This is a genomic window from Streptomyces sp. NBC_00670, assembly GCF_036226765.1.
Taxonomy (GTDB): Bacteria; Actinomycetota; Actinomycetes; order Streptomycetales; family Streptomycetaceae; genus Streptomyces.
This window is the reverse complement of sequence record NZ_CP109017.1, coordinates 5,541,286-5,555,669: the sequence shown is the minus strand read 5'-3', so window position 1 is coordinate 5,555,669 and position 14,384 is coordinate 5,541,286. Positions and strand designations below refer to the sequence as shown.

The following is a 14,384-nucleotide window of genomic DNA, read 5'->3' as shown; positions in this document are numbered from 1 at the left end:
TTCACGCCAAAGACGCTAACGCCTGCCACTGACAATGCGCCTCGACGCCGTCCGGCCTGTGGATAACTCGGGCACTTCGCCGCGAATCACACGGGCGTTCCCTCCGCCCGGCGCCCCGCCGGAGATCTCATATGAATGGATGTTCGATTTTCATGTCAAGCGCACCACGCGGCACCGGCGCCGCGCCGGTGTCTGCGGTCAGCGGAGGCCGATCGTCGCCATCGACGTCTCACTCAGGGCGGAGACCGTACTCGGCCAGCCAGCCGAGCAGCTCGTGGCGGGAGGTCCGGACGAGGCGTCCTCCGGTGAAGCGCTCGTCGTCGGTCACCTCTGCCACGCATTCGGCAGGAGGCACGAAGGAGCGCGCCTCCTCGTCGGTGGTGAACTCGGCCTCCGCGAGTACCAGGCCCCGCAAGTGGGCGTCGAAGACGTCGACACCCAGCGGAGGAACGCTGAGACGGGCCTTGGACAGCACCCGGGCAGGCAGGGAGGCGAGCACGTCGTACTCGGCCGTCGACAGATACGTATTCGTGATCAGGCCCTGGGTGGCACCGGGCCGGTCCAAGGGGACCTTTTGAGTGAGTTTCATCTGGCGGCGGCCGTCCGGAAAATCGGCCCGCCGCAACCGCAGCCGAGTCCCCGCCAGGTAGCGGTCCGTGATCGAGCGGCTGACGGTCACCGACGACGGCGCCGGGGGCCCGGCCAGCAGGAACCGTCTCTCCCGCTCGACGCGGGCGTACTTGCCAGGACGAACCGACCGTCCTTCGACTCCTCCCGCTTCACCGCTCATGCACACAGCATCTCGACTTTCCCGCCCCGCTCGGTGGACTCACCTCAGTACGGGAGCGCCCTCCTCCCACTTCCCCGGACGTACGGTCACGCGGCCTGTGCCGGCGCCCCCGGTCACGCCCCCTCCTCCCCCTGCGGCCCGGCCGCCGTCGCCCGCCGGGCCGCCCACATCCGCCGCAGCCCCCGGGAGATCCCGCCCGGGGGACGGCGGGTCCGGTGACCGTGGACGCGGGGGTCGTCCGTGACGTCGTACCGCTTCACATAGGCGCCCAGGAACGCCTGCAGCGTGGCGATCGCCGGAATGGCGATCAGCGCGCCGACCGCACCGAGCAGCGCGGTGCCCGCGATGACCGACCCGAAGGCGACCGCGGGGTGGATGTCCACGGACCGCGCGGTCAGCTTCGGCTGCAGCATGTAGTTCTCGAACTGCTGGTACACCACGACGAAGACCAGCACCCACAGCGCGTACCAGGGGTCGACGGTGAACGCGATCAGCATGGGCAGGGCGCCCGCGAGGTAGGTGCCGATGGTCGGGATGAACTGCGAGACGAGCCCGACCCAGACGGCGAGCACGGGTGCGTAGGGGATCTCCAGCACCTGCAGCAGTACGTAGTGGGCGGCGCCCGAGATCAGTGCCATGAGGCCGCGCGAGTACAGATAACCGCCGGTCTTGTCGACGGCTATCTCCCAGGCGCGCAGCACCTCCGCCTGCCGGGCGGGCGGCAGCACCGAGCACAGGCCGCGCCGCAGCCGGGGGCCGTCGGCGGCGAAGTAGAACGAGAACAAGGTGATCGTCAGCATCCTGAAGAGACCGCCCAGGACCTGCGCGGAGACGTCCAGTACGCCCGTGGCGCTGTTCTGCACGTACTTTCGCAGCCAGTCGGAGTGCACCAGGTTGTTCTGGACGTCGACCCTTCTCAGCTCGGTGTGGAACGTGGTGTTGATCCACTGGATGAGCGAGTCCAGGTACTCCGGGAAGCCCTCGATCATCTTGACGATCTGCCCGGCGAGCATCGACCCCAGCAGGGTGATGAAGCCCGCGGTCAGGAGCAGCAGACACAGGAAGACCAGGAAGGTGGCCAGCCCCCGGCGCAGCCCGTGCCCGGCCATCCAGCTCACCGCGGGCTCTATGGCCAGCGCGAGGAAGAACGCGATCAGAATGTTGATCAGCAGCCCCGTGAGCTGGTGGAAGGCCCAGCTGCCGAGCTGGAAGGCGGCGATCAGGGCAAGGGCGAGCACCATCGCGCGGGGCAGCCAGCGCGGCATGCGGGCACTGCGCCCGGGCACGCCCTCGGGCGGGGGGCCGGGCGGCCGGGGCGCGTCGGCCGGCGCCGGGTGCGGGGGGACCTGCGCGGTCTCGTCAGTCGGGGCCACGGCGCAAGTGTCGCCCACACCACCGACAACCCGACCGCCGCCCACCACTGTCGTGACCCGCGACACACCTTGGGGGCGGCGAGAAGGGCGCGAACCGCCGTTTTCCGCCCCCGGCGGTCAGCGCCTCTCCTGCGGGACGTCCATGGCCGTGCACACCACTCGCCACACGTCCTTGGCGTCCCAGCCGGCGTCCAGCGCCTCGTGGACCGTGCGGCCGCCGAGCTCCGTCATCACGTGGTCGCGCGCGAAGGTGTCGGCGTACCCCGTACCGAAGTGCTCGGACATCCGCTGCCAGAAAACCGTCAACCGCATGCCTCCAGTATCCCGCTCCCGGGACACGGACCGGCTCAGCCCGTCATCGCCCGTACCCCCGCCGTCACCACCACCGCGGCGGCCACCACCAGCAGGAAGGGTGCGCGCAGCACCAGGGCGACGGCGGCCGCGGCGAGCCCGGCCGCGCGGGCGTCCAGGACGAGCGCGCGGCCGTCGGCGAACGTCTGCTGGGCCGTGAGGGCGCCCAGCAGGGCGACGGGCAGCAGAGCGGCCAGCCGCCGCACGAGGGGCCGTTCCAGGACGCCCTCGGGCACCAGCAGCCCCGCGAGCTTGACGGCGTAGGCGCCGACCGCGGTCGCCCCGATCGCGAACCAGACGTTCACCGTTCCTCCCCTCCCGGCTCCGACGCGCCGCGCCGGCCCGCGAGGAAGAGCACCAGCGGGGCGGCCAGCGCGGCCGCCAGCACCGGTACACCGGCGGGCAGCACGGGCAGCAGCCCGAGCCCCAGCAGTACGGCGAGCCCGGCCACGACACGCTCGGTGGCGGTCCGCAGCATGGGGGCGAGCAGCGCGAGGAAGACGGCCGGACCGGCGGCGTCGAGCCCCCAGGCGTTCGTGTCGCCTATCGCTTCCGCGCCCACCGCGCCGAGCAGCGTGGTGATGTTCCACAGCACGTAGAGGGTGAGCCCGGTGATCGTGAACCCGATGCGGGCGGCCCGCCGGGAGGGCTGGGCGAGCGAGACGGCGGTCGTCTCGTCGATGACCCACTGGGCGGCGAACGGACGCGCCACGCGCGGGAGGGCCAACAACTGCGACAGCCGCAGCCCGTAGAAGGCGTTGCGCACGCTCAGGAAGAACGCCCCGGCGGCCGCGGTGTACGGATTGCTCCCGGCCGCGAGCGCGCCCACCAGGGCGAACTGGGAGGCCCCCGTGAACACCAGGAGGCTCAGTACGCAGGTCTGCGGGAGTGTCATCCCACTGCCGGCCGAGGTCACCCCGAAGGCGAACCCGGAGAGGCCGACGGCGACACCGACGCCCAGGGCGTCACGGACGACGGCGGCATCGGGTTTCCTGTCCGCCCCTCTGTCCACGGAAACTGTCTGTTCTGCCACCCCCGCAACGCTACGGACCGCCCGCCCCAAAATCTTGTACGTTTTTGCGCTCCCGCCGGTACGCCCCCGGCGGCACCCCCACGATCCGGGTGAAGTGCCGTCCGAGGTGCGCCTGGTCGGTGAAGCCGACGGCGACGGCCACCTCGGCGGGCGCGACACCGGCGTCCAGCAGCCGTCGTGCCGCCCGCACGCGCGCGTCGGTGAGCCAGGTGTGGGGCGGCATCCCATAGGCGTCGCGGAAGGCCCGCAGCAGCGCGAACGGACCGGTGCCCAGCTCCGCGGCGAGCCGCTCCAGGGTCGGCGGACCGGCCATCCGCTCCTCGAGCACGGCACGCGCGCGTGCGGCCAGCCGCGCACCCGCCGTCCGCACGGACCGCTGCGGCAGCACCCCGCCGTTGAGCCGCAGCAGCCGCGTCACCACGACCCGCAACAGCGTGTCGGCGGCCAGCGCGTTGCCCTCGTCGACCGCACGCAGCACCTGGTGCACGAGCCCGGCCGCGTACGGATCATCCACAACGGGCCTCACGAACCCCGGACTGCCGCGCAGCGCGGTGGTCTCCTCCGCGATCCGGGCCACGAGCCCCGCCGGCGGATAGACGGCCCCGTACCGCCATCCCTCAGGAACCCCCGCACGACCTGTATGCGGAGTATCGGGATTGACCAGCGCGAGGGCACCGGCCCCCACGTACTGGTCGGCACCGCCGTGGTGGAACACCTCGACACCGTCGACGACGGCCGCGATGACGAACTGCTCATGGGTGTGCCGCACGAACCGCTTCTCGACGTAACGGGCACGCAGCAGATCGACCCCCGGCAACTCCTCGTACCGCCAGTGCCGCGCCCGCTCCGAACCACCCGCCATGACCCCATTGTCGACACAGCGGCAGCCACGCGCGCACCCCACGGCGGCCAGGCCGCCCACGCACGGAAGGGGACGGGGCGGTGGTGCCCGCCCGCAGCCGGAGCAGCCGCTGCCACCGACCGACGACGGCCCCGCGAACAGGCCGAACCCGCAGGTCACCCCCATTGTCAGTGGGACAGGGCACCATGGACCCATGGCCAGCTCCATCGACCGAGCCCTAGCCGGCTTCTCGCCCGCGACCCGCGCCTGGTTCACGGGGGCGTTCTCCGCCCCCACCACGGCCCAGGCCGGCGCATGGCACGCCCTCGCCCAGGGCTCGGACGTCCTCGTCGTCGCCCCCACCGGCTCCGGCAAGACCCTGGCCGCCTTCCTCGCCGCACTCGACCAGCTCGCCTCCGCCCCGCCCCCCGCCGACCGGCGCAAGCGCTGCCGGGTCCTGTACGTCTCCCCGCTCAAGGCCCTCGCGGTCGACGTCGAGCGCAACCTCCGCAGCCCCCTCACCGGCATCCGCCACGAAGCGCTCCGGCTCGGCCTGCCCGAGCCGGAGGTCAAGGTGGGCATCCGCTCCGGCGACACCCCCGCCGCCGAGCGCCGCTCCCTGGCCACCCGCCCGCCGGACATCCTGATCACCACCCCCGAGTCCCTCTTCCTGATGCTCACGTCCGCCACCAGGGACGCGCTGACCGGCGTGGAGACGGTGATCCTGGACGAGGTGCACGCGGTCGCCGGCACCAAGCGCGGCGCGCACCTCGCGCTGTCCCTGGAGCGGCTGGACGAACTGCTGCCGCGCCCCGCCCGCCGCATCGGCCTGTCGGCCACCGTCCGCCCGGTGGACGAGGTCGCCCGTTTCCTGTCACCGCACCGCAAGGTGGAGATCGTCCAGCCGGAGTCCGGCAAGGAGTTCGACCTCTCCGTCGTCGTCCCCGTCGAGGACCTGGGCGAACTCGGCGGCTCCCCCGTCACCGACGGATCGGGCGGCGCAACCGAGACAGGCGCCGCCGGCGGCGCCGAGCGCCCCTCCATCTGGCCGCACGTGGAGGAGCGCATCACCGACCTGGTGCAGGCGCACCGCTCGACGATCGTCTTCGCCAACTCCCGCCGCCTCGCCGAACGCCTGTGCAACCGGCTCAACGAGATCGCCTACGAGCGGGCCACCGGCGAGCCCCTGTCGGAGCACCACTCCCCCGCCGAGCTGATGGGCGGCTCGGGCGCCGCCCAGGGCGCGCCCCCGGTCCTCGCGCGCGCCCACCACGGCTCGGTCTCCAAGGAACAGCGCGCCCTGGTGGAGGAGGACCTCAAGGCGGGCCGGCTGCCCGCGGTGGTGGCCACCTCCAGCCTGGAGCTCGGCATCGACATGGGCGCGGTGGACCTCGTGATCCAGGTGGAGTCGCCGCCCTCGGTGGCGTCCGGGCTGCAGCGGGTGGGCCGCGCAGGCCACCAGGTGGGGGCGGTCTCCACGGGCGTGGTCTTCCCCAAGTACCGGGGCGACCTCGTGCAGGCCGCGGTGGTCACCGAGCGGATGCGCACGGGCTCCATCGAGTCGCTGCGCATCCCCGCCAACCCGCTGGACGTGCTCGCGCAGCAGCTCGTCGCCATGGTGGCCCTGGACACCTGGCAGGTCGACGACCTGCTGGCCATGGTCCGTCGCGCGGCCCCGTTCGCCGCGCTGCCGGAGTCTGCGTTCACGGCGGTCCTGGACATGCTCGCGGGCCGTTATCCGTCGGACGCGTTCGCGGAGCTGCGCCCTCGCGTGGTGTGGGACCGCGTGGCGGGCACGGTCACCGGCCGCCCCGGCGCCCAGCGGCTGGCCGTCACCTCCGGGGGCACGATCCCGGACCGCGGGCTCTTCGGGGTCTTCCTGGCCGGCGCCGACCCGAAGAAGGGCGGCGGCCGCGTCGGCGAGCTCGACGAGGAGATGGTGTACGAGTCCCGGATCGGGGACGTGTTCACGCTCGGCACCAGTTCCTGGCGGATCGAGGACATCACACGCGACCGGGTCCTGGTCTCCCCCGCCCCCGGCGTCCCGGGCCGGCTGCCGTTCTGGAAGGGCGACCAACTGGGCCGCCCCCTGGAACTGGGCCGCGCCCTGGGCGCCTTCCTGCGCGAGGTGGGCGCGCTGTCCAAGGAGGACGCCCGGCTGCGGCTGCTGTCGGCGGGGCTGGACGCCTGGGCGGCGGACAACGTGCTGGCCTACCTCACCGAGCAGCGCGAGGCCTGCGGCCACGTCCCGGACGACCGCACGATCGTCGTGGAGCGGTTCCGCGACGAACTGGGCGACTGGCGGGTCGTGGTGCACTCCCCGTTCGGCGCGCAGGTGCACGCCCCCTGGGCGCTGGCGCTGGGCGCCCGGCTGTCCGAGCGGTACGGCATGGACGCCCAGGTCATGCACGCCGACGACGGCATCGTGCTGCGCCTGCCCGACGCCGACCTGATGGGCCTCGACCTGCTCGACCGGGAACCGTCCGCGCCGGGCACGGCCTACGACGCCGAGCAGGCCCCCGTCGGCGCGTCGGACGTCCTGTTCGACAAGGGCGAGGTGGACCAGGTCGTCACCGACCAGGTCGGCGGCTCGGCCCTGTTCGCCTCCCGCTTCCGCGAGTGCGCCGCCCGCGCGCTGCTGCTGCCGCGCCGCAACCCCGGCCGGCGCACCCCGCTGTGGCAGCAGCGCCAGCGCGCGGCGCAGCTGTTGCAGGTGGCGAGCGAGTTCGGATCGTTCCCGATCGTCCTGGAGGCCGTCCGCGAATGCCTCCAGGACGTGTTCGACGTCCCCGGGCTCACCGAACTCATGGGCGACATCGAGTCCCGCAAGGTGCGCCTGGTCGAGGTGACCACCCCGGAGCCCTCCCCCTTCGCCCGCTCCCTGCTGTTCGGCTACGTGGCACAGTTCCTCTACGAGGGGGACTCACCGCTCGCCGAGCGCCGCGCCGCCGCGCTGTCGCTGGACTCGCGGCTGCTGGCCGAACTGCTCGGCCAGGCGGAACTGCGCGAACTGCTGGACGCGGAGGTGCTCACCGAACTGGAGCGGGAACTCCAGTGGCTCACCGAGGACCGCCGGATCAAGGACGTCGAAGGCGTAGCCGACGTACTGCGGCTGCTGGGCCCGCTCACCGACGCCGAACTGGCCGAGCGCGGCGCCGCCCCCGAGTGGGCACCCGAACTGGCCGCCTCCCGGCGTGCCATCCAGGTCCGCGTCGCCGGTGCCGAGCACTGGGCCGCAGTGGAGGACGCGGGCCGGCTGCGCGACGCGCTGGGCACCGCGCTGCCCGTGGGCGTGCCGGAGGCGTTCACCGAGCCGGTGAAGGACCCCCTGGGCGATCTCCTCGCCCGCTACGCCCGCACCCACGGCCCGTTCACCTCGGCCGCGGCCGCCGCCCGCTTCGGACTGGGCACCGCCGTCACCGAGGGCGCGCTGCAACGGCTCGCGGCGAGCGGCCGGGCCGTCCAGGGCGAGTTCCATCCGGCGGGCATCGGCCAGGAGTGGTGCGACGCGACGGTGCTGCGCCGGCTGCGGCGCCGCTCGCTCGCCGCGCTGCGGCACGAACTCGAGCCGGTGCCGCCCGCCGCCCTGGCCCAGTTCCTCCCCCAGTGGCAGCACGTGGGTGGCGGGCACGGTCTGCGCGGCATCGACGGACTCGTGCGCACGATCGAGCAGTTGCAGGGCGCCTCCGTTCCGGCGTCCGCCCTGGAGAAGCTCGTCCTGCCGTCCCGCGTGACCGGCTACGCGCCCGCGCTGCTGGACGAACTCACCGCCGCCGGGGAGGTGGTGTGGGCCGGCGCGGGCGCCCTGCCCGGCAAGGACGGCTGGGTCTCCCTCCATCTGGCCGACGCCGCCCCCCTGTTGCTGCCCCCGCCGCACCCGCTGGAACTGTCCGCGCTGCACCAGTCCGTGCTGGACGCGCTCTCCGGGGGCTACGGCCTGTTCTTCCGTCAGATCGCCGACCAGGTCCGCGCCACCGCCCACCCCGAGGCCACCGATCCCCAACTGGCCGACACGGTCTGGGACCTGGCCTGGTCGGGACGGCTCACCAACGACACGCTGGCCCCGATGCGCGCCCTCCTCGGCTCGGGCCGCACCGCGGGCTCCACGGCCCACCGCGCCAAACGCTCCGTCCCGCGCGGGCGGTACGGCTCCCTGACAGCCGCCGCGCGCCCCCAGTCCCGTACGGGCCCGCCGACGGTCGCGGGCCGCTGGTCGCTGCTGCCGGCCCGGGAGGCGGACCCCACCGTGCGCGCCCACGCGCTCGCCCGCACCCTGCTGGACCGCCACGGGGTGGTGACCCGGGGCGCGGTGGCCTCGGAGGGCGTCGAGGGCGGTTTCTCGGCGGTGTACCGCGTCCTGTCCGCGTTCGAGGACAGCGGCCAGGCCCGCCGCGGCTATGTGGTCGAAGGGCTGGGCGCGGCACAGTTCGCGATGGACGGCGCGGTGGACCGGCTGCGCGCGGTCTCCAACGCCCGCGAACGGGGTGGTACACCGCCGGCCCCGGTGGGGGTGGCGACCGGCTCCGTCGCCGGGGAGGGTTTCCTCGACGCGTTCGACACCCCGTACGACGTCGACAGTGACGGGAGCGGGAACGGCCGGGGCGGCGCGCACGACCCCTGGTCCGCGCCGGGCTACGGCGGCCCGCGCTCCGGCGCGGGCGGCGGAGGCCCGGTGCGGCCCGGTCCGCCGGCCTTCCCACCCGGTCATGGGCGCCCCGGCCGGACCACGGGCCCGGCCCGTGCGGTCGTCCTGGCCGCCGCGGATCCGGCGAACGCCTTCGGGGCGGCGCTGTCCTGGCCCGAGCCGCCGGAGGGGGCCGGGCACAAGCCGGGGCGGAAGGCGGGGTCGCTGGTCGTGCTGGTGGACGGTGAGCTGACGCTGTACATGGAGCGCGGCGGGAAGACGCTCCTTGCCTGGCCCGGTGCGGCGGACACGGCGCCGGGGGACGATCCCCGGCTGCCCGCCGCCGCGGAGGCGCTGGCCGCCTCCGCCCGCGCGGGCTCCCTGGGCACGCTCACCGTCGAACGCATCAACGGCGCCCCCGCGCTGACGTCGCCCTGGGGCGCCCTCCTGGAATCCACGGGCTTCGTGGCCACCCCCCGGGGCCTGCGCATACGGGCGTGACCCGAAGGGTTCTTCGCCCCCGGGCGAACCCCGTCGTGTCACCCTGGACCCATGCCCGAAGGCGACACCGTCCATCAGGCCGCGGCCCGGCTGCACACCGCCCTGGCCGGCAGCCGGCTCACCCGGTTCGACCTCCGCGTCCCCCGCTTCGCCACCTCCGACCTCACCGGCCACACCGTGCTGAACGTCACCCCCCGCGGCAAACACCTGCTCACCCGCATCGAGGGTGGCTACACCCTCCACTCCCACCTCCGCATGGACGGCGCCTGGAAGGTGTACGCCCCGGGCCGCCGCTGGACCGGCGGCCCCGCCCACCAGATCCGCGCGATCCTCGGCACCCCCGACCGCACGGCCGTCGGCTACCGCCTCCCCGTCCTCGAACTCCTCCGCACCGCCGACGAGTCCCGCGCCGTCGGCCACCTCGGCCCGGACCTGCTCGGCCCCGACTGGGACCCGGACACCGCCCTCGCCAACCTTCTGCGCGACCCCGCCCGCCCCCTCGGCGAGGCCCTGCTCGACCAGCGCAATCTCGCCGGCATCGGCAACGTCTTCAAGAGCGAACTGTGCTTCCTGCTCCGGGCCACCCCCTGGCTCCCGGTGGGCGAACTCCCCGCCGGCCACCTCGCCGAGCTGCCGGCGCTCGCGCAGAAGGTCCTCGAGGCCAACCGTGAGCGCCCCGACCGCAACACCACCGGCCGCCGCGAGCAGCCCCTGTTCGTGTACGGCCGTGCGTCACGGCCCTGTCTGCGCTGCGGGGCTCCGATCCGGATGGCCGACCAGGACGACGGCTCCCGGGACCGCCTCAGCTACTGGTGCCCCGTGTGCCAGTCGGGCCCGGCCCCTGCCGCTTCCGTCTCCCGCCCGGCACGGCCGCTCACCGACCGGCCGTAGGACGGGGGTCCTCCCCGCCGGCCGTACGGCGACCCGTCTCCCCCTCGTCGGGCCGCCGTACGGCCGGCGCCCAGCCTCCGCCACCGCCACCGCCACCGCCACCGCCACCGCCACCGCCACCGCCACCGCCAGGGTTCCCCCCATCGGTCCGGCCCGTCGCGCGGGCCTTCGGCACACAGTGCACCGGCAGCAGACTGAGCCCCCACCCCCCGGTGGCGACCGCACCCTCCAGCACTCCGGCATCGGGTGCCAGAACGAGCCGCAGCAGCCCCCACCACCACAGCCCGCCGAACGCCAGCGCAACCCCCCAGCGCACCGCGCGCCCGGTCATGGCCGCCACCTGCCGCCAGACGCTAGCCCTCCGCCACGAGGCCCGGGGAGGGCGCACCGACGGCACACGGGCGCACCGGCACGACCGGCCGTGCCGTCACCGCGCGCCCACGGTGCGCGCGCGGCACCTCCCGCACCGGTCGGGTCCGTCCGGATCATCCCTCCACCATGACCGCCCCGCCGCCCCCCGGCAAACGCACTCCGGGCACACCGAGCGGGCCCCAGACAGCGGAAAGCCCCGGTGGGGGGGGCTCCGAGGACCGGAGCTCCCCACCGGGGCTCGTAGAACCGCGTCAGGCGGCGACCACGTCCACCGCTTCGCTGGGCGCCTTGATCGTGACCCGTTCCGGCGGGACGCCGGCGACGGACACGGAGTTCAGCATGGGGCGACGCACCGGAGCGGGCACCGGTTCGGTGACCGCGGCCGACGCCGCCAGCTCCGCGAGCGCGAGTTCGTCACTCACCTCGCGCATCAACTCGGACATCCGTACGTCCAACGCGTCGCAGATCGCGGAGAGCAGTTCGGAGGAAGCCTCCTTCTGCCCCCGCTCCACCTCGGAGAGATAACCGAGCGAGACTCGGGCGGAGGAGGAGACTTCGCGCAGAGTACGGCCCTGGCGCTGGCGCTGCCGACGCAGCACGTCACCCAGCAGGCGACGGAGCAGAATCATCGGTGGCTCCCTCCTCGGACCGCGTAACCGCATCCTTCACGCCCCACCGTACCGCCTTGCGCCGCGGCCGTGCGGGGAGCGCTGTCGTGTTCACTCAGGGCTGCAAACATCAAGTCCCCCCGTTCCGTTCCGTATCCTGTGCCCGCTCATTCCCGGTCTGTTCGCCCGCCAGCTCCTCCAGGAGGAGGGCAAGCACGCTCCGTACACTCTCCATACGAATTTCCGTACGGTCGCCGTTCAACCTCAGAGACGCCACTTTCTCGCCACCGGGTTCTCCGAAAACAGTCTCGAAGGGGCCGTCGACGGCCACGAAGACCGTGCCGACCGGCTGCCCGTCCTGGGGTTCGGGGCCGGCCACGCCGGTGGTGGCGATGCCCCAGTCCGCGCGCAGCAGCCTGCGCACGCCGGCCGCCATCTGGGCCGCGACCTGCGGATCCACCGCACCCCGTTCGGCCAGTAGGGTGCCCTCCACACCGAGGACGTCCCGTTTCACATCGGTGGCGTACGCGGTGACAGCGCCCCGGAAGGCCTTGGACGCCCCCGGCACTGAGGCGATCTCCGCCGCCACCAGACCGCCGGTCAGCGACTCGGCGACGGCGAGCGTCTCGCCTCTCACCGTGAGTAGTCGCAGCACGTCGGCGGCCCCGGACGTCACCGTTGTGCCTCTTCCAACGCGGCCCGGCGCTCCGCGATTCCCCGGCGGCGCAGCACAATGGCCTGTCTCACATAGTCGAGCCCGGTCACCACCGTCAGGACGACCGCCGCGGCCATCACCCAGAACCGCAGGGTGGCGAGCCATCCGGTCAGTGCGAGCACGTACATGCCCACGGCCACACCCTGGGTGAGCGTCTTGAGTTTGCCGCCGCGGCTCGCCGGGATGACGCCGTAGCGGATGACGAGGAACCGCAGCAGGGTGATGCCGAGTTCGCGGCCGAGGATGACCACCGTCACCCACCACGGCAGGTCGCCGAGGGCGGAGAGACAGATCAGCGCCGCCCCCATGATCGCCTTGTCGGCGATGGGGTCGGCGATCTTGCCGAAGTCGGTGACCAGGTCGTACGTGCGTGCGAGATGGCCGTCGAACAGGTCGGTGATCATGGCGATGGCGAACGCCGCCCAGGCGAACGAGCGCCAGGCCGGGTCGTAGCCGCCGTTGCCGAGCATCAGTGCGACGAAGCCCGGGACGAGGAGCAGGCGGAGCATGGTGAGCAGGTTGGCCACGTTCCAGACGCTGGCCTGGTCGACCGCCGCGGCGCCGATCTTCCCGCCCCGCACCGGCCGCGCGCTCTCGTGCGGACCGCGCGCGCCCTCACCCTGCCCGGTCTCGTCCGTGACGTCGGGAACGCGTGCCGCAGGAGCCGTCCCGCGCGCGCCGGAGGGGCCGCCCGCCGCGGATGCCGGGACTCCGGTCATCTGCCCGCCTCCTCTGTACATCCCGGGGAGCCCGGGAGCGGCTCGGCCACCAGATCGACGCCCTCGGCCCCGACCACCTTCGCCTCGACCATACGGCCGACGCGCACATCCTCGCCGCTCGTCAGCCGCACCTGGCCGTCCGTCTCGGGAGCCTGGTGTGCGGCCCGGCCGTACACGCCCTCCTCTTCGTCGACGGACTCCACCAGCACGTGCACGGTGGAGCCGACACGCTCGTCGGCGCGCTGTGCGACCAGTTCCTCCGCGAGCCGGGAGACCCGGCTCAGCCGCTCGGCGACGACGTCCGCGTCGAGCTTGTTCTCGTACGTCGCCGCTTCGGTGCCGTCCTCGTCGGAGTACCCGAAGACGCCGATCGCATCCAGCCGGGCGCCGCTGAGGAATCTCTCCAGTTCGGCGAGGTCGGACTCCGACTCGCCGGGGAAGCCCACGATGAAGTTGGAGCGCACGCCGGCCTCGGGCGCCTTGCTGCGGATGGTGTCGAGCAGTTCCAGGAAGCGGTCGGTGTCGCCGAAGCGCCGCATCGCGCGCAGCACGCCGGGCGCGGAGTGCTGGAAGGAGAGGTCGAAGTAGGGGGCGACCTTGGGGGTGGCGGTCAGCACGTCGATCAGGCCGGGGCGCATCTCGGCGGGCTGGAGGTAGCTGACGCGCACCCGTTCGATGCCGTCGACCTCGGCGAGCTCGGGCAGCAGCGACTCAAGGAGGCGGATGTCGCCGAGGTCCTTGCCGTAGGAGGTGTTGTTCTCGGAGACCAGCATGACTTCCTTGACGCCCTGCTCGGCCAGCCATCGCGTCTCGTTCAGCACGTCGCTCGGGCGGCGGGAGATGAAGGAGCCGCGGAAGGAGGGGATGGCGCAGAAGGAGCAGCGGCGGTCGCAGCCGGAGGCGAGCTTCACCGAGGCGACGGGTGCCCCGCCCAGCCTGCGGCGCAGCGGCGCCCGCGGCCCGGAGGCCGGAGCGACGCCTTCCGGGAGGTCGGCCGGGCCGTGCCCGGGAAGGGCGACCGCGGCGCCTGCCTCCTGGCGCTCGGCGGGGCTGATCGGCAGCAGCTTGCGCCGGTCCCGCGGGGTGTGGGCGGCGTGGATGCCGCCGGAGAGGATGGTCTGGAGGCGGTCGGAGATGTCCGCGTAGTCGTCGAAACCGAGGACGCCGTCGGCCTCGGGCAGCGCCTCGGCGAGCTCCTTGCCGTACCGCTCGGCCATGCAGCCCACCGCCACCACGGCCCGGGTTCTGCCGTGGTCCTTGAGGTCGTTGGCCTCCAGGAGGGCGTCGACGGAGTCCTTCTTGGCGGCGTCGACGAAGCCGCAGGTGTTGACGACGGCGACGTCCGCGTCCTCGGCGTCCTCCACGAGCTGCCAGCCGTCCGCCTCCAAACGGCCTGCGAGCTCCTCGGAATCCACCTCGTTACGGGCGCAGCCGAGAGTGACGAGTGCGACGGTACGGCGTTCAGGCATGGGCTCAAGACTACTTCGTCCCGCTGACATCCCACGTCGACGGGGTTGGCCGTCTCGCGGGCCCCTCCGCCGGGCCGCGACCTGTGCCGCGGCCCGG

At 73.4% G+C, this 14,384-nt stretch carries 12 protein-coding genes; 2 read left to right on the top strand and 10 right to left on the bottom strand.

All coding sequences use genetic code 11. The features are described 5' to 3' along the window. Positions 1 to 229 precede the first annotated feature (229 nt). The 6 genes from OIE12_RS24700 to OIE12_RS24675 form a co-directional block, all read right to left on the bottom strand. The gene (locus OIE12_RS24700) at positions 230 to 790 is read right to left on the bottom strand and encodes a hypothetical protein (protein ID WP_329138832.1); all 561 of its coding nucleotides are present in this window, start codon (positions 788 to 790) and stop codon (positions 230 to 232) included. Between the two features lie 113 nt (positions 791 to 903). Then, positions 904 to 2,163: an AI-2E family transporter gene (locus OIE12_RS24695; protein ID WP_443053897.1), complete on the bottom strand. Its 1,260-nt coding sequence runs from the start codon at positions 2,161 to 2,163 to the stop codon at positions 904 to 906. 117 nt (positions 2,164 to 2,280) lie between these two features. Then, positions 2,281 to 2,475, bottom strand: a complete 195-nt coding sequence (locus OIE12_RS24690; protein ID WP_030379477.1) for a DUF3046 domain-containing protein — start codon at positions 2,473 to 2,475, stop codon at positions 2,281 to 2,283. A 35-nt stretch (positions 2,476 to 2,510) separates the two neighbouring features. Next, positions 2,511 to 2,819, bottom strand: coding sequence for an AzlD domain-containing protein (locus OIE12_RS24685; RefSeq protein WP_329138830.1), 309 nt, complete (start codon positions 2,817 to 2,819; stop codon positions 2,511 to 2,513). Next, positions 2,816 to 3,547 (bottom strand): AzlC family ABC transporter permease, encoded by a 732-nt coding sequence (locus tag OIE12_RS24680; RefSeq protein WP_329138828.1) that lies wholly within the window; start codon positions 3,545 to 3,547, stop codon positions 2,816 to 2,818. Before OIE12_RS24680 ends, OIE12_RS24685 begins: the two co-directional genes overlap by 4 nt. A 10-nt stretch (positions 3,548 to 3,557) precedes the next feature. Further along, on the bottom strand, positions 3,558 to 4,409 hold the full coding sequence (locus OIE12_RS24675; protein WP_329138826.1) for an AraC family transcriptional regulator: 852 nt from the start codon (positions 4,407 to 4,409) through the stop codon (positions 3,558 to 3,560). A 193-nt stretch (positions 4,410 to 4,602) separates the two neighbouring features. Between OIE12_RS24675 and OIE12_RS24670 the strand changes: the two genes are divergently transcribed. Both OIE12_RS24670 and OIE12_RS24665 read left to right on the top strand, forming a co-directional pair. Next, positions 4,603 to 9,513 carry an ATP-dependent helicase gene (locus tag OIE12_RS24670; RefSeq protein WP_329138824.1) on the top strand — a complete coding sequence of 1,637 codons (4,911 nt, stop codon included), beginning with the start codon at positions 4,603 to 4,605 and terminating at the stop codon, positions 9,511 to 9,513. A 51-nt stretch (positions 9,514 to 9,564) separates the two neighbouring features. Continuing rightward, positions 9,565 to 10,404: an Fpg/Nei family DNA glycosylase gene (locus OIE12_RS24665; RefSeq protein WP_329138823.1), complete on the top strand. Its 840-nt coding sequence runs from the start codon at positions 9,565 to 9,567 to the stop codon at positions 10,402 to 10,404. Positions 10,405 to 11,027: 623 nt separating this feature from the next. Here OIE12_RS24665 and OIE12_RS24655 read toward each other — a convergent pair. From OIE12_RS24655 to rimO, 4 genes are all read right to left on the bottom strand, one after another. After that, positions 11,028 to 11,405: a helix-turn-helix domain-containing protein gene (locus OIE12_RS24655; protein WP_006142544.1), complete on the bottom strand. Its 378-nt coding sequence runs from the start codon at positions 11,403 to 11,405 to the stop codon at positions 11,028 to 11,030. A 109-nt stretch (positions 11,406 to 11,514) separates the two neighbouring features. Beyond that, complete coding sequence (locus tag OIE12_RS24650) at positions 11,515 to 12,060, bottom strand: CinA family protein (protein WP_329138819.1); 546 nt, start codon at positions 12,058 to 12,060, stop codon at positions 11,515 to 11,517. Continuing rightward, positions 12,057 to 12,818, bottom strand: coding sequence for a CDP-diacylglycerol--glycerol-3-phosphate 3-phosphatidyltransferase (pgsA, locus tag OIE12_RS24645; RefSeq protein ID WP_329138817.1), 762 nt, complete (start codon positions 12,816 to 12,818; stop codon positions 12,057 to 12,059). Before pgsA ends, OIE12_RS24650 begins: the two co-directional genes overlap by 4 nt. Beyond that, on the bottom strand, positions 12,815 to 14,287 hold the full coding sequence (gene rimO, locus OIE12_RS24640; RefSeq protein ID WP_329138815.1) for a 30S ribosomal protein S12 methylthiotransferase RimO: 1,473 nt from the start codon (positions 14,285 to 14,287) through the stop codon (positions 12,815 to 12,817). The genes pgsA and rimO overlap by 4 nt, the downstream gene beginning before the upstream one ends. Between the last annotated feature and the right edge of the window lie 97 nt (positions 14,288 to 14,384).